Consider the following 25,537-nt stretch of genomic DNA (forward strand, 5'->3'; position numbering starts at 1 on the left):
TCTCTTCCCGGCTTCGGTGCGTTGCACCCTACTTGGCCTGCTCGGTCGCGAACTCGGGCGGGAGGGTGGCCATTCGGTCACAGGTGTCGATCACAGCCTGTTCGACCTCGTCCAGGCGACGTCCCTCCGTGACCGCCTTGGCGATCGCGAGGGCCGCGGTCTGGATGGTGAGGGCGCGGGCCGGGACGTCCAGGGCGGGCCAGGGGTCGGTGCCGGGCGGCGGGACGGCGGGGCCGCCCGCCTGTTGGTAGGCGGTGAGGAAGCGGGTCCACTCCTCGGGGGCGAGGAGGCCGCAGGCGTACCAGGCGGCGGGGCGGGCGAGGTCCCAGGCGGGGGTGCCGAGGCCCAGGTCGTCGACGTCGATGAGGCGCCATGCCCCTTCCTCGCACGGTTGCCCCGGGGCCCGGACCAGTTGTCCCAGGTGGAAGTCGCCGTGGCAGACGGTGTCGCGGGTGGGGTCCGGGGTCTCGGCGCGGGCCCAGGGGGGCAGGGTGCGCCAGGCTCGCTCGACGGGGGCCGCCGCGGGGTGCGGGCCCGCTGCGCGGAGGCGGGCCAGGGCGCGGGCGGACTTCTCGGGGCCCCTCATGTCCGGGAGCGGGTGCGGGAGTTCGGCGGGCGGTACGCGGTGGAGGCCGGCCAGGAGGGTGGCCGCGGCCTCCCAGGGGGCGGCTTCGGGGGTGTCGGGGTCCACGGGGGTGCCGTGCGGCCAGAGGGTGACCTGGCGGTCGTGGAGGGGGGTGGCGGACGGGTGCAGTGGGGGGAGGAGGGTGCGGGTGAGGGCGGGGTGTGCGGCCACGGCCAGGCGTACGGAGAGTTCCGTGGGGTCCGTTCCGGGAGCGTGTGCCTTGGCCACGGCGGTGCCGTGGCGGACGACCGTCGCGTCGGGGCGGTCCGCCAGGGAGGCTCTCTCGCACGTGCAGGGGCACTCCGGGGTGGCGTGCACCAGGGCGTGGGCCGTGGCCTGGAGGGCGGGGACGAGGGGGTTGGGCGGGGGCACGGGGTGAGCGTACGCAGGGGCTCGGGCGGGAGTTTCCCCAGCCCCGGGCGAGTTCGCCCTCAAGCGCCGGACGGGCGGCATGAGTGCGAAGCCAGGACCCCCGGAACCATCAATTGAGGAACCACCACGGCGAGCAATTTGGTCCGCGAAAGCGGCGCCGGCTTAGGCGCAAAATACGGCGACGGCCCGCGCAGCTCCCCAGCTGCGCGGGCCGTCATGCCGTCCGCCGCACCCCCGTCCCCACGGGGTTTCATGGCCGGATGTCCCCGCCCGGACCGCTCTTCCGGGCCTGGGGCGCCGCTCAGCGCCCCAGCATCACGCCCACGGACGACGCTTGTGTGACCACTGCGTCCCAGCCGCCGAAGACGACTACGAGCAGGGCCGCCAGAGGAAGGACCATGGCTGTCGCCACCAAGGGATGGCGGGTGCCGGACGGGCGGGCGCCGAACGCGAAGGTCTTGCGCCCCTGCGTGCGGACCATGGTCCGCGGTGCCGTGTCCGCCATGGTTCCTCTCCCGGCTCGATTCTTTGGTTCTGGCAAGCGGCGGGTGGCTGACCTCGGGGGACGAGTGCTGCACCCGCCGCTTGACCTCAAATCTAGGGGCGCGGGGCGCTGGGGACGTCATGCCCTCGTATCGATTGGCGGGCCTCCCGGAGGATGACCGCGCGACGATCGCGTACTCCCGTGGGTGGAGAAGGGGTCCTAGGACTCGGGGTCTTCCCGGAGGGGTCGCCCGCTCTGACCCGTCGTGTGCTCGGGCGTGCGCTCTGAGGTGTCCTCCCTCGGGACGGGCTGCTCGACCAGCGCGAGGACGCGGGTCGACATGAAGCGGGCCGTGCGCACCACGGAGCCGCTGCGGGTGACTTCGCTCACTTCCACGACTCCCCTGCGGACCGCCGTCTCCACTCTGCGGCCCGCTCGGCTCGCCACCACCTCGTACGTCCGGGTCGTGTCACCGGCGTCCACGACTATCTCCACGCGATCACCCTTCACGGGATCAATCCCCCTTCAGCGATGGATGGTTGGCGGTGCGAGGGGCGGCAACGAGCGCCGCTCCGCCGCGTCCTGACCACTCTTCAAGTTTCCCATCCGGCACTGACAATCGATCGGACCGCGAGGGCGCGGCCTCTGCACGTGCCCGGCCGTGGAAACGTAAGCTGTGGCTCGTCAGACGGACCGGGCAGCGGGGATGGACATGGCGATGATGCGGCTCCGGCGCGAGGACCCGCGTGTCGTCGGCTCGTTCAGGCTGCACAGGCGCCTGGGCGCCGGCGGCATGGGGGTCGTCTACCTGGGCTCCGACCGGAGGGGGCAGCGGGTCGCGCTGAAGGTGATCCGGCCCGATCTGGCGGAGGATCAGGAGTTCCGGTCGCGGTTCGCGCGGGAAGTGTCGGCCGCGCGGCGCATTCGTGGCGGCTGCACCGCCCGGCTCGTCGCCGCGGACCTGGAGGCCGACCGGCCGTGGTTCGCCACCCAGTACGTGCCAGGGCCCTCGCTGCACGACAAGGTCGCCGCCGAGGGGCCGCTGTCGGCGGCCGACGTGGCCGCGGTCGGTGCGGCGCTCTCCGAGGGGCTCGTGGCCGTGCACGAGGCGGGCGTGGTGCACCGGGACCTGAAGCCCTCCAACATCCTGCTGTCCCCGAAGGGGCCGCGGATCATCGACTTCGGCATCGCCTGGGCCACCGGCGCCTCGACACTCACGCATGTGGGGACCGCGGTCGGCTCGCCCGGGTTCCTCGCGCCCGAGCAGGTGCGCGGGGCCGCCGTCACGCCCGCCACGGACGTGTTCGCGCTCGGCGCCACACTGGCGTACGCGGGGATGGCCGACTCTCCCTTCGGGCACGGCAGTTCAGAGGTCATGCTCTACCGCGTGGTGCACGAGGAGGCGCAGCTCGGCGGGGTGCCGGACGCGCTCGCCCCGCTGATCAGCGCCTGTCTCGCCAAGGACCCGGAGGAGCGGCCCAGCACGCTGCAGCTGTCGCTCAGGCTCAAGGAGATCGCGGCGCGTGAGGCCCAGGGCGGGCTGGCCGACGTGCGGCCGCCCGCGCCGCGGCAGGAGCAGGACCGGCCGACCGGGCGCCTCGCCGAGAGCTACGCGGACCAGCGCACCCAGCGGCGCACCCAGCCCGGCACTCCCCCGCCGCGGCCCAGCTCGTCCCGGCCCGGCACGTCCCGGCCGAGCGCGTCGCAGCCGGGTGCCTCCCGGTCGCAGTCCGGTTCCGCGCGCTCGGGCGCCCGGCCCACCGGGGCCCGGAACACGGGCCGTTCGGGCAGCAGGCCCGCGCCGCGCAGTGGTGCGGGGCGGCAGGGGCCGCGCACCACGGGCACGGGGCGGCGGCCCGCCAATCCGCGGCTGCTGCGCCAGCGGCTCTTCGTCTTCGTGGTCGTGACGCTGCTCGTGGCCCTCGGGATCGCCGCGGCGCAGGGATGCCAGGGGCCCGCGCGCGGGCTCGGGAATGACGGGCTCGGCAACGGCGGGCACCGCTCACCGGGCGTGGCCCAGGAGCGGTTCGGCCCGGACGCCGGGTCCGGCAGCGGATTCGGTTCCGGGGCCCGGCGGAATCAGAGCTGAGGGCGGCCCGTCGCCACCGCGTAGAAGGCGACGGCGGCCGCCGCTCCCACGTTCAGCGAGTCCACGCCGTGGGCCATCGGAATGCGGACCCACTCGTCGGCCGCGACCAGCGCCTGGGTGGAGAGTCCGTCGCCCTCCGCGCCGAGCATCAGCGCGACGCGGTCCATGCGGTGCGGCGCCGCCTCGTCGAGGGTGCGGGCCTTCTCGTCCGGAGTGAGGGCGAGGAGGTTGAAGCCCGCCTCGCGCACGCCTTCGAGGCCGCGCGGCCAGGACTCCAGGCGGGCGTACGGAACGGAGAAGACCGCGCCCATCGAGACCTTGACGCTGCGGCGGTAGAGGGGGTCGGCGCAGTCCGGGGACAGCAGGACCGCGTCCATGCCGAGGGCGGCCGCCGAGCGGAAGATGGCGCCGATGTTGGTGTGGTCGTTCACCGACTCCATGACGACGACGCGGCGGGCCGTCCGCAGCAGGTCGTCGGCCGTGGGGAGCGGCTTGCGCTGCATGGAGGCGAGGGCGCCGCGGTGCACGTGGTAGCCGGTGACCTGCTCGGCGAGGTCGGGGCTCACCGCGTACACCGGGGCGGGGACCTCGTCGATGACGTCGCGCATGACGTCGACCCACTTGGCCGAGAGCAGCATCGAGCGCATCTCGTAACCCGCCTGCTTGGCACGGCGGATGACCTTCTCGCCCTCGGCGATGAAGAGGCCCTCGGCGGGCTCGCGCTTGCGGCGCAGTTCGACGTCGGTCAGGCCCGTGTAGTCGCGCAGGCGCGGGTCCGCCGGGTCTTCGATGGTTTCGATGCTGCTGAGATCGGCCACAGGGTGATACTGCCTTGTCCGGGATGCGGTGCCAACGGCTGGGAGGGAGTTCCGTTACCGCTGGTTACTCGCGTGCTGGTACCGCTGGTTACTCGTGTGCTGGTCGGTCGTGTCAGGCGCGGTGTGCGGGTCCCACCTTCACCACGTCGCCGATGACGATGACCGCCGGGGGCTTCACCGATGCGGTCACGACGGTCTCGGCCACGGTGGCGAGGGTCGCGTCCACGCGGCGCTGGGCGGCGGTCGTGCCCTCCTGGACGAGGGCGACGGGGGTCTGTGCGGGCTTGCCGTGCGCCATCAACGTACGGGCGATGGCGCCGATCTTGTCGACGCCCATCAGGACGACGAGGGTGCCGCGCGAGGCGGCGAGGGCGGGCCAGTCGACCAGGGAGCGCTCGTCGTCGGGGGCGACGTGGCCGCTGACGACCGTGAACTCGTGGGCGACGCCGCGGTGGGTGACCGGGATGCCGGCCGCGCCGGGGACCGAGATGGAGCTGGAGATGCCGGGCACCACGGTGTAGGGGATGCCCTGCTCCTCGAGGGCGATCGCCTCCTCCATGCCGCGCCCGAAGACGAACGGGTCGCCGCCCTTGAGGCGGACCACCGACTTGCCCTGCTTGGCGTGCTCGATCAGGGCGTTGTTGATGGCCTCCTGGGCCATGTAGCGGCCGTACGGGATCTTCGCCGCGTCGATCACCTCGACGTGCGGCGGGAGTTCGTCGAGGAGGTCGCGGGGGCCGAGGCGGTCGGCGATGACGACGTCGGCCTCGGCGAGGAGGCGGCGGCCGCGGACCGTGATCAGGTCCGGGTCGCCGGGGCCGCCGCCGACCAGGGCGACGCCGGAGGTGCGGCCGCGGTGGTGCGGGGCGACGAGGGTGCCGTCGCGCAGGCCCTCGACGACGGCGTCGCGGATGGCGGCGGTGCGGCGGGGGTCGCGGCCCTGGAGGTCCGTGGTGAGGACGGCGACGGTGACGCCTTCGGAGCGGCCGGTCGCGGGGGTGAGGGCGGTGGCGGCGTCGGCGTCGTCGGCGCGGACGCACCAGACGCGGTGTGCCTCGGCCTCGGCCGACGCGGCCGTGTTGGCCTCCGGGTCGTCGGTGGCGATCAGGGCGTACCAGGCCGTGGCCAGGTCGCCCGGGGCGTACGGGCGGCGCTCCCAGGTGATCTCGCCCGCGTCCGCCATCGCCTCCACGGAGGGGGTGGCGGTGGGTGAGACCAGGGTGACGGCCGCGCCTGCGGCGATGAGGGCGGGGAGGCGGCGCTGGGCGACCTGGCCGCCGCCGAGGACTACCGTCCTGCGGCCGGAGAGGCGGAGTCCTACGGGGTAGGCGGGGGTCGTCGCCGGGTGGTCGGCCATGGTGGGTGGCTCCTCGTGCGTGTCCTCGGGCGAGGCGGTGCTTCAGCGGGGCCGCTGCGGCAGTGGAGCGACCTGGGTGCGGGGGCTTTGACGTGCGGGTTCAGTATGGCGGGGGTGGGGTTGTTTCGTTTCCCCGAGCCCGCCCCTTCCCGAAACCGGGGCTCCGCCCCGGGCCCCCGGGGGCGGGTTGTCCCGTCGTCCGCTGCGGGCCGGGGGCGTTTATGCCCACCCGTCCCGCCGTGCGGGACGGGTGCCCACGAACGAGGGCGGGACAGCCGCCCACGGACGAAGGTGGGACGGCTGCCGCTGACGCGGGCTACTTCTCCGTCACTCCCGCCGAGTCGAACGTCGCCACCTCGTGCATCGCACGGGCCGCGCTCTGGACCACCGGGAGGGCCAGGAGGGCGCCGGTGCCCTCGCCGAGGCGGAGGTCCAGGTCGATCAGGGGGCGCAGGCCGAGCTTGTTGAGGGCCGCGACGTGGCCCGGTTCGGCGCTGCGGTGGCCCGCGATGGAGGCCGCCAGGACCTCGGGGGCGATGGCCCGGGCGACCAGCGCCGCGGCGCCCGCGCTCACGCCGTCCAGGATGACGGGGGTCCGGAGGGACGCGCCGCCCAGCAACAGGCCCACCATCGCCGCGTGTTCGAGGCCGCCGATCGCCGCGAGCACGCCGATCGGGTCGGCCGGGTCCGGCCGGTGGAGGTCGAGGGCGCGGCGGACCACCTCGATCTTGCGGGCGTGGGTCTCGTCGTTGATGCCCGTGCCGCGGCCCGTCACCTCGGCCGGGTCCGTGTCCGTGTAGACCGAGATGAGGGCGGCCGACGCCGTGGTGTTCGCGATGCCCATCTCGCCGGTGAGCAGAGCCTTGTTGCCTGCCGCCACCAGGTCGCGGGCCGTCTCGATGCCCACCTCGACGGCCGCCTTGACCTCCTCGCGCGTCAGGGCCGGTCCGGTCGTCATGTCGGCCGTGCCGGGCCTGACCTTGCGGGGCAACAGGCCGGGGGTGGCCGGGAGTTCGGAGGCCACGCCCACGTCGATGACGCAGACCTCCGCGCCGACCTGGCTCGCGAAGGCGTTGCAGACCGCGCCGCCGCCGAGGAAGTTGGCGACCATCTGGCCCGTCACCTCCTGCGGCCAGGGGGTGACGCCCTGGGCGTGCACGCCGTGGTCGCCCGCGAAGATCGCCACCGCGGCGGGCTCCGGGATCGGGGGCGGGCACATCCGGGAGAGGCCGGAGAGCTGGGCCGAGATGATCTCCAGCATGCCGAGCGCGCCCGCGGGCTTCGTCATGCGCTTCTGCCGCTCCCACGCCTCGCCGAGCGCCTTCGCGTCCAGCGGGCGGATGCTGGCGACGGTCTCGGCGAGCAGGTCGTGCGGCTCCTCGCCGGGCAGCGCGCGACGGCCGTACGTCTCCTCGTGCACGACCCAGGAGAGCGGGCGGCGCTTGGACCAGCCCGCCTGCATCAGCTCCGGCTCGTCCGGGAACTCGTCGACGTATCCGACGCAGAGGTAAGCGACGACCTCCAGGTGCTCGGGGAGGCCGAGCGTGCGGACCATCTCGCGCTCGTCGAAGAAGCTGACCCAGCCGACGCCGAGGCCCTCGGCGCGGGCCGCGAGCCAGAGGTTCTCGACCGCGAGGGCCGAGGAGTACGGGGCCATCTGCGGCTGCGTGTGCCGGCCGAGCGTGTGGCGGCCGCCGCGGGTCGGGTCGGCGGTGACGACGATGTTCACCGGGGTGTCGAGGATGGCCTCGATCTTCAGTTCCTTGAACTGCTTCGCGCGGCCCTTGGGGAGGGACTTGGCGTACGCGTCCTTCTGGCGCATGGCCAGTTCGTGCATCGTGCGCCGGGTCTCGGCGGAGCGGATGACGACGAAGTCCCAGGGCTGGGAATGGCCGACGGACGGCGCCGTGTGGGCCGCCTCCAGGACGCGGAGCAGGACCTCGTGCGGGATCGGGTCGCCGCGGAAGCCGTTGCGGATGTCGCGGCGCTCACGCATGACGCGGAGCACCGCCTCGCGCTCGGCCTCGTCGTAGCCAGGGGCGGGGGTGCCGGTCGGCTCCGCCGGGGGCTGGTCGGGGGCGGGCTGCTGCTCGGGGACGAGCTCCTCGGGGGCCGCGTGCTCGGGGGCCTGCTGCTCGGGAGCCAGGTGCGCGGGGGCGGGCTCGGCGGCCGGGGCCTGGTCCGTGAGGGACTCGGCCGACACGGACTCGGACGCCGGCTGGGCCTGGACCTGGTCCTGGACCTGGGCGGTCGGCTCCGTGGGGGGCTCCGGGAGAGGCGTCGCCGCGTCCGCCGGGAGGGGCTCCGCAGTCTCGGACTCCGCCGCTTCCGCCGCTTCCGCCGCTTCCGCTGCTTCCACTGATTCCGTTGCCTCCGCCGCCTCCGCCGCTTCCGGCTGGGGGGTGGGTGCCGGGGTCTCTTGTACGGCCGTTTGTACGGGTTCCTGGGGGAGCTCCTGAACCGGTTCCTGGACGGGCTCCTGGACGGGCTCCTGGGCCGGTTCCGCTTCCTGCCGGGGCTCGGTGGCCTCGGGCGCGGTGGCCGTCGGCTCGGGCTCCTCGGCGACCGTCACGGCCTCAACGGGCGCTCCCTGCGCGGGAGTTGCCTCCGCTGCCGGGCCGCCGTCACGGGGCGCGGGCACGGTGGGCGCGGGCTCGCCGACCGCGGGCTCGGGCGTGAGGGGCTCGGGCTGCGGTGCTTCCGGGGCCACGGCCTCGGGAGCCGCCGTCTCGGGCGCGGGCTCGGGGGCGGCCTCCGGGACTGCGGTCTCGGCCTGCGCCTCAGGGGCGGGCGCCTCCTGGGACACCTCCTGGGGCGCCTCCGGCTCCGAGGGCTCGACGGCCTGGAGCTGCTGCGGCTCCTGGGGCTGCTGCGGTTCCTGCGGCTGCTGCAGTTCCGGTTGCTGCTGGGGGTCCTGGGGCTCCTGCGACTGCTCCGGCTCCAGGTACTCCGGGGGTACGGCGACGGGGCGCGGGGGCGTCGGCGCGAGGTGCGGGGTGGTCGGGACCGAGCCCTCCACGGGCACGAACTGGCCGAGCGGGGCGGCCGCGTGGGCCTGCGGGGCGTCCACCCACTGCTGTGCGGGCTCGGCGGGCGGCACGGGCTGGAACTCCGGGGACTGCGCCGGGGTCTGGGCCTGGGCTTGCGCCTGGGCCTGGGCGTACTCGGGGGGCGTGGGCTCCGGGATCGTCGGCTGTTCCGGCTGCTGTGGTGCGGGAGTTGAAGGTGTGACGGGAGTCGCGTGTGAGGCCACCGGGGCCTCCGGGGCCGGTGCGCCCTCTGGGACGACCGTTTCTGCGGGTGTTCCCCGCAGGGCGAACTGGACCTGCGGCTGCTCGGCCGGGGTCTGCGGCTGTCCGGCCGGAGTCTGCGGCTGCGCCGCCCACGGCGTCAGGCCCTGGGGCGGGATCTCGCCGAGCTGCGGGCCGGGCAGCGGCGCCGCCTCGTCGCGCGGGATGTCGAAGTACTCGGGGCCGGTGGTCGGGGGCCCCGCCTGACGTACGGGAACGGCGTGCTGAGGCGCGCCGGCTGCGGGGCCGCGGTCGGCGAGGGAGCGCACGGGGCTGCCCGCGCCGTCCGGCACACCCGGGCCCGGAGTGGCGGGGCCGCGGTGCAGCGGGCGGCGGGCGGGGCCGCCGTGACCGGCGGGCGAGGTGGTCTGGGTGCCGGGCATCTGCACGCCGTTCAGGTCGACCGAACCGCTGTCCCGGCCCGCCGTCTCGTGCGGGCCGGGCTGGTGCGCAGGCTGCGACTGCAGGCCCTGCGGGGCCGGGGCCGCGTGGGCCGGGGGCGCCTGGACCTGGGCCTGGGCTTGGGCCTGGACCTGAGCCTGCGCCTCGCTCCAGGCGCCCTGGGCGCCCGGCATCAGCAGCAGGTCATCGTCGTCAGCGGCGGTCTCGGAGGGGTCGAGGAAGGTGTACGCACCCGGGGCGGGAACGCCCGGCTGCTGAGCCCCGGGGCCCTCAACGGGCCCGGGAGCGGCGCCTCCTGCGTTCTCCGGCAGTCCCTCGGCCGGGACCTGGCCGGTGTCGGTCATGCGAACCCCTCGCCCATCGGTTAGTGCTCCTTCGCCCCCCGCGGCCCCTCGGCCCGGGTGACCCCTTGACCGGAGCGGCGCACCAACCGCCCGTTCTTCTCAACGAGCGTGTGAGCCGCGCGGCACGTACGGACTGACGACAACGCCGTCAACAGGCATTGTTCCGGTCGGCCCGCCCCCGTGGCGGGTGGATCCGCCACGCTCCGCTGTGGACTGCGCCACTTCGCGCGTCCTCCGGTCCTGCCGTACCACACGCACCCCTCAAAACGGGCGAGCTTTCCGGACATTGACCGACGAACTGACGGACACCCGGGAGCAGTACAACGATCGGCCAGCCTACCTCGGGCCGCCGCAGCGCGGGGTCACGGGGAGCGTTCCACCAGTCCCGCCCGTCGCCCGACCACCGCCCCTCAACGAGGCGCTTCGCGCCGCTCCAATACTGCTGAGAGCAGGAAGACGACCGTCCGCTTCTTCTCCGTCCAGGCGCGTGTGTCCAGCTCGACGGATTGCAGGAGGGCGCAGTCGACCGCGTAGCCGTGCTCCGTCAGGTCCCTGCCGATGAGTTCGGCGGCGTCGCGTGTCCCGGCGTGCGTGACGATGCGCGCGGGGCGGCGGTCGGCGACGGCGGAGACCACGGCCGCTCCCCCGCCCCCGACCCGTACGACGTCGGGCTCGGGCAGGTTCTCCAGGACGTGCGGGGCGGCGCCCTGGACGACCTGGGCCTCGACGCCGAGGCGGCGGGCCAGGGCCGTGGTGCGGGCGCACGCCTCCGGGTCCTGGTCGACGGCGATGACGGCGGCGCCGAACCGGGCGCACTCCGCGGTGAACGCGCCGCTGCCGCTGCCGATGTCCCAGACGAGGTCGCCGACGCGAGGGCCAAGGCGGGCGAGTTGGGCGGCGCGCAGCTGGTCGGACTCGCCCTCGCCGAGCCGTACGTCGCCGCCGTACGCGGCGGCGGGCAGGGCCCAGCCGCGGTCCTCGGAGGCGGGGTCGCGGCCCGCGATCCAGCCGCTGTCGCCGGCGACCGGGCCGCCGATGACGATGACCACGTTCGGGTCGCGCCAGGAGTGGTCGGCGGCCTTGTCGGACGTGACGACGGTGACCTGCTCGCGGTCGGTGCCGAGCTCCTCGCAGATCACGAAGGTGCGGTGGACGCCCTCCAGGAGCAGCCCGAGCTCGGCGGGCCCGGCGCCGGGCGAGGTGAGGACGGCGACCTTGGTGTGCGCGCGGCAGACGTTCACGGCGCGGCGCAGGGTGCGCCGGTGGGCGACGACGACCTGGGCGTCGTCCCAGGGCATCCCTGCCCGGGCGAACGCCTGGGCGACGGAGGAGACGGCGGGCACGACCTCGACCTCGAGGCCGAACTCGGGGGCGCGCAGCGTGCGGACGACACCGAAGAAGCCCGGGTCGCCGTCGGCGAGGACGACCGCGGTGCCCCGGTGGGCGGCGATGCGGCGGGCGGCGAGGCTCACGCTGCCGAGCCGGATCCGCTCGGCGGCCTGCGGCACCTCGGGCAGTGCCAGGTGGTGGGCGGCGCCCGCGACCAGCGTCGCGGCGCCGAGCGCGGAGCGCGCCGCGGCGGTCAGCGGCGTGCCGTCCCAGCCGATCACCGTGACCCGGTCCGCCATCGTCGTCTCTCTCCTGGGTGTTCGCGGGTCGTCAGGTGCGGCAGGGGTGGCTGCGACGGGCAGCCCGCGCACGCGGCCACGGCGAGAGTACCTGCTGGACCGGGATGGTGCCCGCGGGGTGCGGCGGGCGGGACCTTGGGCCGGGCCCGCGGTCAGTTCCAGTCGGAGAAGGCGGTGAAGCCGCTCTCGGCGAGCTGGTCGCCCGCGCCCTCGAGGTCCTCGGGGAGCAGGCTCCACACGATGAGGTCGGTGCGGGTGTCGAGCCAGCCGCCGAGGGGGTCGCCGCCGTCCTTCACGCGCGCTATCCAGGCGCCGCGCAGGACGCCCTCGCTGATGCAGCCGATCTTCTGGGCGACCTGCTGGGAGGCGGTGTTGTCGGCGGCGGTGCGCAGCTCCAGGCGCTCGAACTGCTGGTCGTGGAAGAGCCATTGGGCGGTGGCGAGCGCCGCCTCGGAGGCGTAGCCCTCGCCGCGGGCCCAGGGGGCGACGACGTAGCTCAGCTCGCTGGAGCGCACCCGCCAGTCGGTGTTGCACAGACGGACGATGCCGACCAGGCGCTGGGTGAGGAACTCCGTGACGGCGAAGGCGATGCCGCGGCCCTCCGCCCGCTCCGCCGGGGCGAGTTCGGTGATCCAGGTGCGGGCGTGGGCCTCGGTGTAGGGCTGCGGCGCGTCGGTCCAGGCGGTCACGTGCTCGTCGCTCATCATCTCCGCGTACGCGGGGACGTCGGCTTCCTCGAACGGGCGCAGCACCAACCGCTCCGTGCTGATGGAGATGTCGGGGAACCCCGAGAAAGCTGTGGTCATGCGGCGCTCCGTAACCCTCATGGCCCTCAAGTACCGTCGTCCGAGGGCCAGCTGAACTGCCCAGCATGCAGCATGGTGGCGCACGGACGCACCACGGGGTCCACTCCTGTCGCAGGAGTGGACCCCGTGGGAGGAGCCTCTTCAGAGGGCTCAGAAGGCGGCGACGACCGCGCCGTCGTACTTGTCCTCGATGAACTTCTTGACCTCGGGCGAGGTGAGGAGCTTGGCGAGCTTCTTCACCTCCGGCTTGTTCTCGTCGCCCTTCTTGACGGCGAGGAAGTTGCCGAAGGGGTTGCCCTTGACGGCCTCGGCCACGATGGCGTTCTTCTTCGGGCTGAGGTCGGCCTCGATGGCGTAGTTGCCGTTGATCACCGCGGCGTCGACATCGGCGAGGGAGCGGGGCACCTGGGCGGCCTCGAGCTCCTTGAACTTGAGGTCCTTGGGGTTCTTGACGATGTCCTTGGGCGTGGCCGTGAAGCCGACGCCGTCCTTGAGCTCGATCAGGCCGTTGTCGGCGAGGAGCTTGAGGGCGCGGGCCTCGTTCGTCGTGTCGTTGGGCAGCGCGACCGTGTTGCCCTTCTCCAGCTCGTCGAGCTTCTTGATCTTCTTCGAGTACACGCCGAGCGGCTCCAGGTGCACGGTGGAGCCCGGGACCGGCACGATGTCCGTGCCCTTCTTCTTGTTGAAGTCGTCCAGGTACGGCTTGTGCTGGAAGTAGTTGGCGTCGACCTCGCCCTGCTGGACGGCGGTGTTGGGAGTCACGTAGTCCGTGTACTCCTGGACCTTGAGGTCGAGTCCGGCCTTCTTGGCGAGGTTGTCCTTCACGTACTGGAGGATCTCGCCCTGCGGGGTCGGGGTCGCGGCGACGGTGAGTGCCTTGTCGTCGTCGGAGCCGCCACAGGCCGTGAGGCCGAGGGTGAGGGCGCCGACGGCGAGGGCAGCGGTGGTGATCTTGGCGGTGTTACGCACGAAAAGTGCCTTTCCTAGGGGTGGTGCGATCCCCGCAAGAGGTGCGCGGGGAGCGGTGCTGAACCGGTCGGCGGCTCATGAGGCCGCGGCGGCCTAAGCGACCTTGACCGGGTCGTTCTTGGGGGCGGCGGCGCGCAGGAAGCGCAGCTTGGGTGCGGCGCCCGAGCGGCCGCCGCGGCGGTGCAGGGAGCGCGCGGCCCAGTCGCCGGCGAACTGGATGATCGAGATGACCACGGCGAGGATGCCGACGGTGATCCACATCAGGTCGGTCTCGAAGCGCTGGTAGCCGTAGCGGATGGCGATGTCGCCGAGGCCGCCCGCGCCGACGGCGCCGGTGATGGCCGAGTAGCCGATGATCACGACGATGGTCGTGGTGACGCTGGAGATCAGCGACGGCAGCGACTCGGGCACCAGGACCTTGCGCACGACGGTCCAGGTGTTGCCGCCCATCGACTGCACGGCCTCCACGAGACCGTGGTCCACCTCGCGCACCGCCGTCTCGACGAGCCGCGCGAAGAACGGGATGGCGCCGACGGCGAGCGGCACGATGGCGGCATCGCGGCCGATGGAGGTGCCGACGATGGAGCGCGTGAAGCCCATCAGGGCGACCATCAGGATGATGAAGGGCATCGACCGCGCGATGTTCACGATCTGCCCGATCACCTTGTTCACGAAGGCGTTCTGCAGCATTCCGCCCTTGTCCGTGAGGACGAGCAGGATGCCGAGCGGCAGACCGCCGACGACGGCGATGAACGTGGCCCAGCCGACCATGTAGAGCGTGTCCCAACACGCCTGCTCCAGCAGCGGCTGCATCTCCGACCAGGTCACTTGGCACCTTCCTTGACCAGCAGCGGGGAATCCGCGGGGGCGGGGGCGTCGTCGCCCGCGATGTCGACCTGCAGTCCCTGCTCGCGCAGGAAGCCGATCGGCACGACGTTCTCCTCGAAGCGGCCGGGCAGTTCGATGCGCATCCGGCCGACCTGCTTGCCCGCGACGGTGTCCATCGCGGCGCCCAGGATCGAGATGTCGATGTTGTACGTGCGCGACAGCTGCGAGATGACCGGCTGCGTCGCGGCCTCGCCGTGGAAGGTGACGTCCACGACGGTGCGGTCGGCGCCCGTCGCGTCGCCGCTCACCGGGAAGAGCGCGGCGGCCAGTTCGGAGCCGGGGGTGGCGAGCAGCTCGCTGACCGTGCCGGACTCGACGATCCGGCCGCGCTCCATGAGGGCGGCGGAGTCGCAGACGGACTTGACGACGTCCATCTCGTGCGTGATGAGCAGGACGGTCAGGCCCAGCTGCTCGTTCAGGTCGCGCAGCAGCTGGAGGATGGAGCGGGTGGTCTCCGGGTCGAGGGCGGACGTCGCCTCGTCGGAGAGCAGCACCTTCGGATCGCCGGCCAGGGCGCGGGCGATGCCGACGCGCTGCTTCTGGCCGCCGGAGAGCTGGGCCGGGTGGGACTTGGCCTTGTCGGCGAGGCCGACCAGGTCGAGGAGTTCGAGGGCCTTGCGGGAGCGCTCGCGGCCGCTGAGGCCGAGGATCTCCAGGGGCAGCTCGACGTTGTCCTGGACGGTGCGCGAGGACAGCAGGTTGAAGTGCTGGAAGACCATGCCGATGCGGTTGCGGGCCCGGCGCAGCTCCTTGCCCGCGCGCGGGCCGCGCCCGGCGAGGGCGGTGAGGTCCTGGCCGGCGACGGTCACGGTGCCGGAGGTGGGGCGCTCCAGGAGGTTGACGCAGCGGATCAGGGAGGACTTGCCGGCGCCGGACTGGCCGATGACGCCGTACACCTCCCCTTCGCGCACGTGCAGATCGACGCCGTCGAGCGCGGTTACTTCACGACCGCGTGAGCGGTAGACCTTGGTCAGGCCGGAAGTGGTGATCACAGGGGTTTCCGTCACTGTCGAGTGCGCGGCGCGGTGTGCGCCGGGCACGGGGCATTCGTTCGGAACGCGGCACGGTTCTCGCGGTGATGGTGCGGTGGAACCGGAGGACGTGTGCGCGGGGCGGGCTCGCTTCCTGCGTCGACTACTTCACGTACGTCGGGCAGGGCGCGGCACAGCGGCTTCGCTTCGGGGCGCGAGGCTCAGAGGTGGTGCGGGGGCCCTCAGAAGGCGCACATTCGACACATACAACGAGCACCGGGCGTCGTCATCGCCTCGGTCGCAAGGGTGCGGCTGCTCGTCGTGGTCATGCGGTAAGTAAAGCAGACATGAGCGCAGGGGCCGCCCCCGCTGTCCGTATAGCGGACAGCGCTGGACGGCCCCGGGGGTGCGCTCAGTCCTCGGCGGTGATCTCCACGCCGGCCTCGGTGGCCAGTGCGGACACGGCCGACAGGTCCTTCACGACCACGTCGGGGGCGAACGCGGCGAGCTCGTCCGGCGTGTGCGTTGTGGCCAACGCCACGGTCTTCATGCCGCCCGCGCGGCCCGCGGCGAGCCCGGCGGGGGCGTCCTCGAAGACCACGCAGCGCTCCGGGTCGGCGCCCAGCTTGGCGGCGGCGAGCAGGAAGGGCTCGGGGTCGGGCTTGCCGCGCGTGATGTCGTCGGCGGCGATCACGAGGGCGGGCTCGACGCCGACGGCGGCGAGCCGGGCCTCGGCCAGGCGCCGGGTCGCGGAGGTGACGACGGCCCAGCGGCCCTCGGGGAGCGAGTCGAGCAGCTCGCGGGTCCCCGGGAGCAGGTGCACTCCCCCGCCCGGCACGTCCTCGACCTCGAGCTCCTCGATGCGCGCGACGGCCTCGGCGACCTTCTCGGGCGGCAGCAGGTCGGCGGCGATCTCGGCGGCGGGGCGGCCGTGCAGCTCCACGGCGGCGAAGTCCTCGGCGGTGATCCCGTACTCCTGCGCCCAGCGGGTCCAGCAGCGGTACACCGACTCCATGGAGGACAGGAGGGTGCCGTCGTTGTCGAACAGGAGGGCGTCAGCGTGGATCTTCATGCCCCGACCCTACGGGGGCGTACCGGGGGTCGGCGCATCGGGCCTTTTGGCCCGTAATAGGGTCTCGGCATGCTTGATGCCCTGACGGTCGCGACCGGCGTCGCCGCGCTCGCGCTCGCCGCGTGGTGCGGATTCGCCGCCTACCGGGACCAGCCGACCAAGGACTGGCACTTCATCGGGATGGGCGTGGTCACGCTCCTCGCCGTGGTGCAGCTGATCGTCGGCATCGTCCAGCTGGCGCGCGGCGAGAAGCCGGAGCAGGGGACGACGATCTTCGTGGCGTATCTGCTCGGCGCCTTCGCCTGCGTTCCGGCGGCGGGCTTCATGTCCCTTGCGGAGCGCACCCGTTGGGGCTCCGCGACGGTCGCCGCGGGCGGCGTGGTCCTCGCCGTCCTCGAAGTGCGGCTCTACGACATCTGGGGAGGCTGAGGTGACCGTGGCCGACGAGAAGCCCCGCACCCGGCAGAAGCTGATCACCGGCCCCGGCATCCTGCTGGTCTGGCTGTACGGCGTGATGGTGGTCGGCGCGGTCTCCCGCTCCGTGGTGCAGATCGCCACGGACTTCGACAGGGCCCCGCTCGCGTACTCGCTGTCGGCCGTGGCCGGGGTGGTCTACGGCTTCATCACGTACTCGCTCGTACGCGGCGGGGAGACGGCCCGCAGGGCGGCGCTGGTGTGCTGCGCCGCCGAGCTCGTGGGCGTGCTGGCCGTGGGCACCTGGACGCTGGCGGACTCCGCCGCCTTCCCGGACGCCACGGTCTGGTCGGACTTCGGGATGGGCTATCTCTTCATCCCCGTGCTGCTGCCGGTGACGGCGATGGTCTGGCTGACCAGGGCGCGCCGCGCGCAAGCCGCTACGCGCTCGTGACGTAGGCCCGGGCCTCGGCCTCCTTGGAGAGGGTCACCAGGGTGAGCCGGTCGTGCACGCGCTGGGTCCGCACCGGGGTGTAGCCGTGCTTGCGGTACAGCTGCAGGTTGCTCTCGCTGCGGTGGCCCGTGAAGAGTTCGAAGCGCTTGGCCGCTCCGCCGATCCGCTGCTCTATGGCGGCGAGCAGCCGGCCGCCGAGGCCGTGGCGCTGCATGCGCGGGTGGACGATGAGCTTGTTGATCCGCGCCGTGCCGTCCGCGTCGACCGTGGCCCTGACCGAGGCCACCACCTCGTTCCCGAGGCGCGCCACCAGGGCGGTGTCGGAGGCCAGTTCGGCCTTGAGGGAGTCGAGGGACTGCGTGAGGGGCTCGATGGTGTAGTCCCCGTAGAGCTCGGCCTCGCTCTGGTAGCAGAGGTACTGCAGTTTGAGGATCTGCTCGGCGACATCCTGGTCGTCGGCCGCCGCCGAGATGGTCACGCTCATGCCCATGTGCGCATGCCTCCCGCTCACCTGCTCCACCGGTTGTCTAACGCTCCTTTCCCCAGGGTTCAGGAGCCGCAACCTCCGCCGCCAGCATTCTGCGCAGACATCCCAGGCATCGGGAACGTTCCGGCCCCAGACTGCCCTGTGACATACCCAACTCCCCTGCGATCTCACGGTAGGTGAGGTCCTTCGGGGACAGGAGTGCCGCCACGAGGCGGGGGCAGCGTCCGGGGAGCCTGCGCACGGCGGCGTGCACGGCGCGGCGGCGGTCCGCGGTGAGGGCGCGCTGTTCGGGGCCGCGCTCGGTGTCGTCAGCGGGCTCGGCGGGCTGACCTGCGTACGGGAGTTCGTGCTGGGTCGCGGTGCGCAGGCGGCGGGCCTCGGCGCCGACGGTGCGGCGCAGCCAGTCGGCGGTGTCCTGGGGCGGCCCGCCCGCGTCCAGGCGCTCCAACAGGCGCAGCCAGACGCCCTGTTCGAGGTCGCGCGGGTCGGTGCCGGAGGCGTGCGCCTCGGCGGCGGCCTCGGCGGTCAGCAGCGGGTGCAGGGCGGTGAGCAGGTCCTGCGCGCGGGTCGCGGGGTCTGCGGCGGTCGTGAGGGTCATGCCCGGGGGACGTCCCCGCCCCGGCGCGAGGTTGCCGGGGCGGGCACCGTTCCCCCCAAGTGGGGCCGGGCGGCTAACCGTTGACGAAGTCCTCGCGGGCGAGCAGCGCGGTGTCGCAGTTGTCGGAGAAGACGCCGTCGATGCCCGTCTCGAAGTACGCCTTGAAGGCGCCGAAGGCGTCGCCGTAGGCGTTCGGGTCGGTACCCTTCTTGAAGTTCGTGGGCAGGAAGGTGTTCTCGTTGCGCATCGTGTACGGGTGCAGGATCAGGCCCGCCGCGTGCGCGTCCTTGACGAGGGTGGAGGGGGTGCCGAGGCTGCCGTCCGCCTTCTTCGGGATGACCAGGTCGAGGGTGGGGCCGATGCCCTGCGCGTACGAGGCGATCCAGTCCAGGCCCTCGGGCTTGATCAGGTCGGCGACGGTGCGCGGGTCGCCCGCCTCGACGAAGTCCCAGGGGCGGGAGTTCGCGGTCGACAGGAGGACGACGAGCGGGTTGCCCACGAGCTTGTTCAGGCGCTGGATGGAGCTGGGCTCGAAGGACTGCAGGAAGGCGGGCGAGTTCTTCTTGTTCAGGCCGTACTTGCGCAGCAGCTTGGCGAGCGGCTCCTCCAGACCGAGGCCGATCTTGCGGAAGTAGGTGGGGTGCTTGGTCTCGACGTGGATCCAGACCTGCCTGCCGCGCTTCCTGCTCTGCCGCTCACGCCACTGGAGGACCTCTTCGAAGGTGGGGATCTCCCAGCGGCCGTCGTAGAGGGTGTTGCGCTGGCGGGTGCCGGGGATGCGCTCCTTGGCGCGCAGGGTCTTCAGCTCGGCGAGCGTGAAGTCCTCGGTGAACCAGCCGGTGATCGGCACCCCATCGACGGTCTTCGTCGTCTTGCGGGAGGCGAACTCGGAGTGGGCGGAGACGTCCGTGGTGGCCGTGATGTCGTTCTCGTGGCGGCAGACGAGGTGGCCGTCCTTGGTGGGCACCAGGTCGCCGGCCTCGATGACGTGCGCGCCCATGTCGAGGGCCAGCTGGTAGGAGCCGAGCGTGTGCTCGGGGCGGTAGCCGCTGGTGCCGCGGTGCGCGATGACCGTGGGGACGGGCAGGTCCTTGTAGCCGCCGTGGCCGTGCTTCTCCCCCGCTCTCGCCACGCCGGGCAGCCCGACCGTGGCCACGCCCGCGCCGAGCACCGCCGCCCCCAGGACGGCGCGCCGCCCCGGACTCGTCCCCTGCTGCCGCTTCGATCCCTGCGTCGCCATGAGCGCTCCCCTCGATGTACCTGACAAAGCGGGACCGATCGTAGGTGCCCGTGCGTGACAGGGGGGAGACCTGGGGTGAAACGGGGGATGACGGCGCGTATGCGGTGGTGCGGCCTGCGCGGCGACCCGGCCGGCACTCCGGCCGACGTGACAAGCACCACGACCCCGCACAACACGGTTCCCTCGCGGCTACGGTCCTCACAGGAGGATGACAGGGCGGTTACGCCGCGCGAGCCCACGTCAACACTGCGTATCGGATCGGTGAACCCGATGTGCGCTCGGGCCTGACCCGCGAGTATCGTCCTCACCTGCACATACTCGTCAGACTCGTCATCGAACTCGTTGACCCCGGAGGGCCCGTTGTCCCGTCTAGCGCTCATCAAGGCAGTGCTCGGACCGATCTTGCGCCTGATGTTCCGCCCGCGGGTAGAAGGCGCCGAGAACATCCCGGGGAGCGGTCCGGTCATCCTGGCCGGGAACCACCTCACGTTCATCGACTCGATGATCCTGCCGCTGGTCACGAACCGGCCGGTGTTCTTCATCGGCAAGGACGAGTACGTGACCGGCAAGGGCTTCAAGGGCCGCCTGATGGCGTGGTTCTTCACCGGCGTCGGCATGATCCCGGTGGACCGGGACGGCGGCCGGGGCGGTGTGGCCGCGCTGATGACGGGGCGGCGCGTCCTCGACGACGGCAAGGTCTTCGGCATCTACCCGGAGGGAACGCGCTCGCCCGACGGGCGGCTGTACCGGGGCCGTACCGGGATCGCCCGGCTGACGCTGATGACGGGGGCGCCCGTGGTGCCCTTCGCGATGATCGGCACGGACAAGCTGCAGCCGGGCGGCAAGGGGCTGCCGCGGCCCGGCAAGGTGACGGTGCGGTTCGGTGAGGCGATGGAGTTCTCCCGGTACGAGGGGATGGACCGGGACCGGTACGTGCTGCGGGCCGTGACGGACTCGGTGATGACCGAGGTCATGGAGCTGTCGGGTCAGGAGTACGTGGACATGTACGCCACGAAGGCGAAGGCGGCGTAGCCCGCTCTCCACGCTTCGCGCGCCCGTCCCGTCGCTGGGGTCAACCCCCCCCCGCGACGGGGCGGGCGTTGTTGTTGCGGAGGGGCTACGACTCCAGGCGTTGGCCCTTGAGGAGGAACCAGGCCGCCACCGCCGTGGCCAGGAGGACGCCCGCTCCGACCGCTGAGGCCAGGCGCAGGCCGTCCACGAACGCGTCCTGGGCCGAGGCGAGGAGGGGCTCGGCCGTGCGGGGCGGGAGCGTCGCCGCCGATTCGACCGCGCCGCCCAGGGACTCGTGGGCGGCGGACGCCACGTCGGGCGGCGTGCCCGGTGGGGCCGTGAAGTCGCGGTAGACGCCCGTCACGATCGAGCCGAGCAGGGCGATGCCGAGGGCCGCGCCCAGTTCGTACGCCGTCTCGGAGACCGCCGAGGCCGCGCCCGCCTGCTCCTTGGGCACGCTGGAGAGGATCACGTCGGCGGTGACCGTGAACGAGAAGCCCGCGCCGACGCCGACCACCAGGAGCGAGGCGCCGAGCAGCGGGTAGCCGGTGGACTGGCTGATCCCGGTGAGCGCGGCGAGCGCGAGACCCACCGCCGCGAGTCCGCCCGCCACCACCGCCCGCACCGAGAAGCGGCGCGCGACCATGCCTGCGATCAGCCCCGCCGTCACCGCCCCGACCGCGGCCGGGAGTTCGGCGAGGCCCGCCTCGAACGGGCGCCTCCCCTGGACCAGTTGGAGGAACTGGGACAGGAAGAACACCAGGCCCGAGAGGCCGAGCACGGTCAGCAGGTCGGCCAGGACCGCGCCCGAGAAGCCCCGGTTGCGGAACAGGTGCATGTTCAACAGGGGCGCCGCGAGGGTCAGTTGACGGCGCACGAACCAGGTGAGCGCCGCCACGCCCAGGACCGCCGCGAGCGCGATGTCCCAGCGGAAGCCGTGCGCGGCCGCCTCCTTGATGGCGTACACGATCGCGATCATGCCGATGAGGGAGAGCGCGACGCTCATCAGGTCCCAGGGGCCCGGTGCCGGGTTCTTCGACTCCGGGAGGAGCTTGATGCCGACCAGGACCAGGACCGCCATCACGGGGAGGTTGATCAGGAAGACCGAGCCCCACCAGAAGTGTTCGAGCAGGAAGCCGCCGACGACCGGCCCGACCGCCGCGCCCGCCGAGGCCATGGCGCCCCAGATGCCCACGGCGAGGCTGCGCTCGCGCGGGTCGTGGAAGATGTTCCGGATCAGCGCGAGCGTGGACGGCATCAGGGTCGCGCCCGCGACGCCGAGCAGCGCCCGAGCCACGATCATCATCTCGGGGCTCGTGGCGTAGGCATTGAGCACCGAGACCGCGCCGAAGGCGACCGCGCCCGTCAGGAGCAGCTTCTTGCGGCCGATGCGGTCGCCGAGGCTGCCCATGGACACCAACAGCCCGGCGATCACGAACGAGTAGACGTCGCCGATCCACAGCAGCTGGGTGCCGGACGGCTTGAGGTCCTCGCTGATGTACGGGGTCGCGAGGCCGAGCACGGTCGCGTCGACGGCGACCAGGAGGACGGCGAGGACGAGCACCGCGAGCGCCAGCCAGCGGCCGGGGCTCTTCTCCACCTCGGACGACGGGGACGAGGGCGGAGGCGGGGGTGTCGCGCGCTGCTGTGTGCTGCTCATGACTCCACCCTCCGCCGGGCGCCGCCGATCAGCAGCTCGGAGATCATGTACGAGAAGTCCTTGGCCGCGACCCGGCCGTCCTGGACGGCCCAGGCGCCCGAGCCGATGAGGCCGTAGAGCGCCTCGGTGAGCCATACGGGGCTCAGGTCGATGCGGAACTCACCGCTCTCCTGGCCGCGCCGGAACAGGGCGGCCACGCGCTCGTCCAGGCGGGCCCAGCCCTCGTTCATGGAGTCGCCCTCGAAGAGCTGGTTCTCGGTGACGAGGAAGGCGAGCAGCCCCGCGGCGGGTTCGATCTCCTGGACCAGGCGGCGCAGGGCCTCCTCCGCGCCGCCCTCGTCCAGGCGGGCCGCGTCGAGGGCGGCCTCGCACTCCTGGAGGCCGAGGTCCTCCAGGGCGCGGACGAGGGCGTCGCGGCCCGCGAAGTGGCGATGGAGGGTGGCTCGGCTGATGCCCGCCGCGCGGGCCACCTCGTCCATGGTGGAGGTGGCCTTGCGGGTGAGGAGGGTGGCTGCGCTGCGGAGTACATGGGCGCGGTCGACTGACATGAGACGACCTTAACGCACGTGAGACATCTCCGTCTCACGTGCGCCGGTGCCCCGCGACCCCGCAGGCCGAGGCGGGGGGGAGCTACTTCTTCGCCTCCGCCCACTCCCGCTGCACCGTCAGGTCCACCTTGACCTCCGCCAGCTGCACCGCCACCGCCGACGGCGCCGTACCCCCGCGCCCGTTGCGCGAGGCCAGCGCGCCGGGGACGTTGAGGACCGTGCGGACCTCGGGGGTGAGCTGGGAGGAGATCTTGGCGAACTGGTCGTCCGTGAGCTCGTCCAGCTCCTTGCCCTCGGACTCGGCGACCTTGACGCACTCGCCCGCGACCTCGTGCGCGACACGGAACGGGACGCCCTGCTTGACCAGCCACTCCGCGATGTCCGTGGCGAGCGAGAAGCCGGCCGGGGCCAGCTCCTCCATGCGCGCGCGGTTGACCGTGAGGGTCGCCATCATCCCGGTGAACGCCGGGAGCAGGACCTCCAGCTGGTCGCAGGAGTCGAAGACCGGCTCCTTGTCCTCCTGGAGGTCGCGGTTGTAGGCGAGCGGCAGCGCCTTGAGCGTGGCCATCAGGCCGGTGAGGTTGCCGATCAGACGGCCGGACTTGCCGCGCGCCAGTTCGGCGATGTCCGGGTTCTTCTTCTGCGGCATGATCGAGGAGCCGGTCGAGAAGGCGTCGTGCAGCGTGACGAAGGAGAACTCCTTCGTGTTCCAGATGATGACCTCCTCCGCGATCCGGGAGAGGTTCACGCCGATCATCGCCGTGATGAAGGCGAACTCCGCGACGAAGTCGCGCGAGGCCGTGCCGTCGATGGAGTTGGCCGCCGAGCCGTGCTCGAAGCCCAGGTCCTTGGCCACCGCCACCGGGTCCAGACCGAGCGACGAACCCGCGAGCGCGCCCGAGCCGTACGGGGAGACCGCCGTCCGCTCGTCCCACTGGCGCAGCCGCTCGGCGTCCCGGGACAGGGACTGGACGTGGGCGAGGACGTGGTGCGCGAAGAGGACCGGCTGGGCGTGCTGGAGGTGGGTGCGGCCCGGCATCGCGACGTCCGGGTGCGCCTCAGCGAGACCCACGAGGGCCTCCTGGAGCTCGGTCAGCAGCCCGCCGATGACGCGGGCGTGGTCCCGCAGGTACATCCGGAAGAGCGTCGCCACCTGGTCGTTGCGGGAGCGTCCGGCGCGGAGCTTGCCGCCGAGGTCGGGGCCGAGCCGCTCGAGCAGACCCCGCTCCAGGGCGGTGTGCACGTCCTCGTCGGCGATGGTGCCCACGAAGGAGCCGTCGGCGACGTCGGCCTCCAGCTGGTCGAGCCCGGCGAGCATGCGGGTCAGCTCGTCCTCGGTGAGCAGCCCCGCCTGGTGCAGCACACGCGCGTGGGCGCGGGAGCCGGCGATGTCGTACGGGGCCAGGCGCCAGTCGAAGTGGACCGAGGCGGAGAGTTTCGCCAGGGCCTCGGCGGGGCCGTCGGCGAACCGTCCGCCCCAGAGCCGGACGTCACCGCTGTTGCTGCTGCTCACTGCACGTGCTCCTCAAGGATGTCGCTTCATCCACCGTCCTGCATGATTATGCAGTGGACCGTATGTTTCGTCAATCCGGCCACCGGTCGAGACGATCGACCAAGTCGTTAGACAGGCGAACGACCTCTGCTCAATAATCCATGGCCATGGGAAAGACTCACGCACGCATCGACGGCAGACTCCGCACCTTCATAGAGGAACAACCGCTGTTCTTCACCGCCACCGCGCCCCTCACGGGCGACGGCACGGTCAACCTCTCCCCCAAGGGCCTGACGGGCTCGTTCGCCGTCATCGACGAACTCACCGTCGCCTACCTGGACTTCGCGGGCAGCACCGCGGAGACCATCGCCCACCTCCGCGAGAACGGCCGCATCACCCTCATGTGGTGCGCCTTCCAGGGCCCGCCGAACATCGTCCGGGTGCACGGCAGGGGCGAGCCCGTCTTCCGCGACGACCCGCGCTTCGCTGAGCTCCTCGGCCACTTCCCCGGCATCGACCCGGCCCTGCACGGACTGCGCGCCGTCATCGTCGTCACGGCCGAACTCATCCGTGACTCCTGCGGCTACGGCGTGCCCTTCATGTCCTACGACGAGGACCGCGACCTGCACGCCAGGCGCTTCGCCCGTGAGGACGACGCGTCCCTGAGCGCGTACTTCGAGAAGAAGGAACACATCGCATCCAGCCTGGACGGACTTCCGGGGCTGCCGTTGCCGCTGCCGCCCAGTACGGTCTGAGCCATGCGCTTACGTGGAGCCGCCGCCCTCGCCTCCGTGACCCTGCTCGCCGCCACCGCGCTCGGCGCCGCCCCCGCCCCGGCCGCGACCGCGCCCCTGCCCGCCCGCATGGCCGACACCGGCGGCGGCACCCAGCTCATCACCGCGCAGGCCGCCCGCACCTCCTCCACCACGGGCACGGTCACGTGGTGGGAGCGGCGCGGCGGGCGGTGGGCGAAGGCGGGGTCGGCACCCGCGCGCTTCGGCTCGAAGGGCCTCGCGGAGGGCGGCTCGCGCAAGCAAGGCACGTACACGACGCCGACGGGCCTGTACGACCTGCCGTACGCCTTCGGGATCAGGTCCGCGCCGCGCGGCACCACGGCCCCGTACCGCCGCGTCCACCAGAACTCGTGGTGGTGCCAGGACAACAAGTCGACGCGGTACAACCGCTGGACCGAGCCCCGCCCCCACGACTGCCGCGCCGCCGAGTCCGAGCACCTCATCACCTACGACCCGCAGTACGCGCACGCCCTCGTCATCGGGTTCAACTACCACCGGCCGGCGCGCGGGCGCGGGGCGGGAATCTTCCTGCACGTCAACGGGCGGGCGGCGACGGCCGGTTGTGTGTCGGTGCCGAAGGACGCGATGCGGCGGATCCTCGCCTGGGTCAGGCCGGGCCGGGCGCCGCACATCGCGATCGGCACGGCGTCGGGGCCGACGGCGATCACCCGGTACTGACCTGCGCCCGCGGGTGCCTGTAGGGACCACATATCGAGACGGGGTT

The 25,537-nt window shown here is 72.6% G+C and carries 24 protein-coding genes; 6 read left to right on the forward strand and 18 right to left on the reverse strand.

Features of this window, described 5'->3' with window-relative positions:
- Positions 1-28: 28 nt before the first annotated feature.
- From ACQB60_RS16895 to ACQB60_RS16905, 3 genes are all read right to left on the reverse strand, one after another.
- Positions 29-997, reverse strand: coding sequence for a phosphotransferase family protein (locus tag ACQB60_RS16895; protein ID WP_496926804.1), 969 nt, complete (start codon positions 995-997; stop codon positions 29-31).
- Between the two features lie 301 nt (positions 998-1,298).
- Positions 1,299-1,502: a hypothetical protein gene (locus ACQB60_RS16900; protein ID WP_496926805.1), complete on the reverse strand. Its 204-nt coding sequence runs from the start codon at positions 1,500-1,502 to the stop codon at positions 1,299-1,301.
- 198 nt (positions 1,503-1,700) lie between these two features.
- Positions 1,701-1,991 (reverse strand): DUF8836 family protein, encoded by a 291-nt coding sequence (locus tag ACQB60_RS16905; protein WP_384843283.1) that lies wholly within the window; start codon positions 1,989-1,991, stop codon positions 1,701-1,703.
- A 196-nt stretch (positions 1,992-2,187) separates the two neighbouring features.
- On the opposite strand from ACQB60_RS16905, the gene ACQB60_RS16910 reads away from it, so the two are divergent.
- Positions 2,188-3,570, forward strand: coding sequence for a serine/threonine-protein kinase (locus tag ACQB60_RS16910; protein WP_496927099.1), 1,383 nt, complete (start codon positions 2,188-2,190; stop codon positions 3,568-3,570).
- On the opposite strand, the gene ACQB60_RS16915 is transcribed toward ACQB60_RS16910, so the two are convergent.
- The 9 genes from ACQB60_RS16915 to ACQB60_RS16955 all read right to left on the reverse strand — a co-directional run bounded on the left by ACQB60_RS16915 (position 3,561) and on the right by ACQB60_RS16955 (position 16,115).
- A complete protein-coding gene (locus ACQB60_RS16915; protein WP_496926806.1) occupies positions 3,561-4,388 on the reverse strand; it encodes a TrmH family RNA methyltransferase in 828 nt (275 codons plus the stop codon). The two genes, ACQB60_RS16910 and ACQB60_RS16915, sit on opposite strands and share 10 nt — an antisense overlap.
- Before the next feature lie 112 nt (positions 4,389-4,500).
- Positions 4,501-5,745 (reverse strand): uroporphyrinogen-III C-methyltransferase, encoded by a 1,245-nt coding sequence (gene cobA, locus ACQB60_RS16920; protein ID WP_496926807.1) that lies wholly within the window; start codon positions 5,743-5,745, stop codon positions 4,501-4,503.
- A 316-nt stretch (positions 5,746-6,061) separates the two neighbouring features.
- Positions 6,062-9,781: a nicotinate-nucleotide--dimethylbenzimidazole phosphoribosyltransferase gene (cobT, locus tag ACQB60_RS16925; protein ID WP_496926808.1), complete on the reverse strand. Its 3,720-nt coding sequence runs from the start codon at positions 9,779-9,781 to the stop codon at positions 6,062-6,064.
- A gap of 410 nt (positions 9,782-10,191) precedes the next feature.
- A complete protein-coding gene (cbiE, locus tag ACQB60_RS16930) occupies positions 10,192-11,409 on the reverse strand; it encodes a precorrin-6y C5,15-methyltransferase (decarboxylating) subunit CbiE (RefSeq protein WP_496926809.1) in 1,218 nt (405 codons plus the stop codon).
- 152 nt (positions 11,410-11,561) lie between these two features.
- Positions 11,562-12,215, reverse strand: a complete 654-nt coding sequence (locus ACQB60_RS16935; protein ID WP_496926810.1) for a GNAT family N-acetyltransferase — start codon at positions 12,213-12,215, stop codon at positions 11,562-11,564.
- Between the two features lie 150 nt (positions 12,216-12,365).
- Positions 12,366-13,184, reverse strand: a complete 819-nt coding sequence (locus ACQB60_RS16940; RefSeq protein ID WP_496926811.1) for a MetQ/NlpA family ABC transporter substrate-binding protein — start codon at positions 13,182-13,184, stop codon at positions 12,366-12,368.
- Positions 13,185-13,277: 93 nt separating this feature from the next.
- The gene (locus tag ACQB60_RS16945; RefSeq protein WP_496926812.1) at positions 13,278-14,012 is read right to left on the reverse strand and encodes a methionine ABC transporter permease; all 735 of its coding nucleotides are present in this window, start codon (positions 14,010-14,012) and stop codon (positions 13,278-13,280) included.
- The gene (locus tag ACQB60_RS16950) at positions 14,009-15,064 is read right to left on the reverse strand and encodes a methionine ABC transporter ATP-binding protein (protein WP_496926813.1); all 1,056 of its coding nucleotides are present in this window, start codon (positions 15,062-15,064) and stop codon (positions 14,009-14,011) included. Before ACQB60_RS16950 ends, ACQB60_RS16945 begins: the two co-directional genes overlap by 4 nt.
- 391 nt (positions 15,065-15,455) lie before the next feature.
- Positions 15,456-16,115, reverse strand: a complete 660-nt coding sequence (locus ACQB60_RS16955) for an HAD-IA family hydrolase (protein ID WP_496926814.1) — start codon at positions 16,113-16,115, stop codon at positions 15,456-15,458.
- A 69-nt stretch (positions 16,116-16,184) separates the two neighbouring features.
- Between ACQB60_RS16955 and ACQB60_RS16960 the strand changes: the two genes are divergently transcribed.
- On the forward strand, positions 16,185-16,544 hold the full coding sequence (locus ACQB60_RS16960) for a hypothetical protein (RefSeq protein WP_384843252.1): 360 nt from the start codon (positions 16,185-16,187) through the stop codon (positions 16,542-16,544).
- Position 16,545: 1 nt separating this feature from the next.
- Positions 16,546-16,983 (forward strand): hypothetical protein, encoded by a 438-nt coding sequence (locus ACQB60_RS16965; protein ID WP_496926815.1) that lies wholly within the window; start codon positions 16,546-16,548, stop codon positions 16,981-16,983.
- Here ACQB60_RS16965 and ACQB60_RS16970 read toward each other — a convergent pair.
- From ACQB60_RS16970 to ACQB60_RS16980, 3 genes are all read right to left on the reverse strand, one after another.
- The gene (locus ACQB60_RS16970; protein WP_496926816.1) at positions 16,970-17,473 is read right to left on the reverse strand and encodes a GNAT family N-acetyltransferase; all 504 of its coding nucleotides are present in this window, start codon (positions 17,471-17,473) and stop codon (positions 16,970-16,972) included. The two genes, ACQB60_RS16965 and ACQB60_RS16970, sit on opposite strands and share 14 nt — an antisense overlap.
- A gap of 37 nt (positions 17,474-17,510) precedes the next feature.
- On the reverse strand, positions 17,511-18,068 hold the full coding sequence (locus ACQB60_RS16975; RefSeq protein WP_496926817.1) for a sigma-70 family RNA polymerase sigma factor: 558 nt from the start codon (positions 18,066-18,068) through the stop codon (positions 17,511-17,513).
- Between the two features lie 73 nt (positions 18,069-18,141).
- Positions 18,142-19,308, reverse strand: a complete 1,167-nt coding sequence (locus ACQB60_RS16980) for a glycerophosphodiester phosphodiesterase (RefSeq protein WP_496926818.1) — start codon at positions 19,306-19,308, stop codon at positions 18,142-18,144.
- A 342-nt stretch (positions 19,309-19,650) separates the two neighbouring features.
- On the opposite strand from ACQB60_RS16980, the gene ACQB60_RS16985 reads away from it, so the two are divergent.
- Positions 19,651-20,340, forward strand: a complete 690-nt coding sequence (locus tag ACQB60_RS16985; protein ID WP_496926819.1) for a lysophospholipid acyltransferase family protein — start codon at positions 19,651-19,653, stop codon at positions 20,338-20,340.
- Positions 20,341-20,425: 85 nt separating this feature from the next.
- Here ACQB60_RS16985 and ACQB60_RS16990 read toward each other — a convergent pair whose 3' ends face one another.
- The 3 genes from ACQB60_RS16990 to argH all read right to left on the reverse strand — a co-directional run bounded on the left by ACQB60_RS16990 (position 20,426) and on the right by argH (position 24,040).
- The gene (locus tag ACQB60_RS16990; RefSeq protein WP_496926820.1) at positions 20,426-21,979 is read right to left on the reverse strand and encodes an MFS transporter; all 1,554 of its coding nucleotides are present in this window, start codon (positions 21,977-21,979) and stop codon (positions 20,426-20,428) included.
- Positions 21,976-22,527: a TetR/AcrR family transcriptional regulator gene (locus tag ACQB60_RS16995; protein ID WP_496926821.1), complete on the reverse strand. Its 552-nt coding sequence runs from the start codon at positions 22,525-22,527 to the stop codon at positions 21,976-21,978. Before ACQB60_RS16995 ends, ACQB60_RS16990 begins: the two co-directional genes overlap by 4 nt.
- Before the next feature lie 82 nt (positions 22,528-22,609).
- On the reverse strand, positions 22,610-24,040 hold the full coding sequence (gene argH, locus ACQB60_RS17000) for an argininosuccinate lyase (RefSeq protein WP_496926822.1): 1,431 nt from the start codon (positions 24,038-24,040) through the stop codon (positions 22,610-22,612).
- A gap of 146 nt (positions 24,041-24,186) precedes the next feature.
- Between argH and ACQB60_RS17005 the strand changes: the two genes are divergently transcribed.
- Positions 24,187-24,774, forward strand: coding sequence for a pyridoxamine 5'-phosphate oxidase family protein (locus ACQB60_RS17005; protein WP_496926823.1), 588 nt, complete (start codon positions 24,187-24,189; stop codon positions 24,772-24,774).
- 3 nt (positions 24,775-24,777) lie between these two features.
- Positions 24,778-25,491: a L,D-transpeptidase family protein gene (locus ACQB60_RS17010; protein ID WP_496926824.1), complete on the forward strand. Its 714-nt coding sequence runs from the start codon at positions 24,778-24,780 to the stop codon at positions 25,489-25,491.
- Positions 25,492-25,537 lie beyond the last annotated feature (46 nt).

The organism is Streptomyces odontotermitis (assembly GCF_050510915.1).
GTDB lineage: Bacteria > Actinomycetota > Actinomycetes > Streptomycetales > Streptomycetaceae > Streptomyces.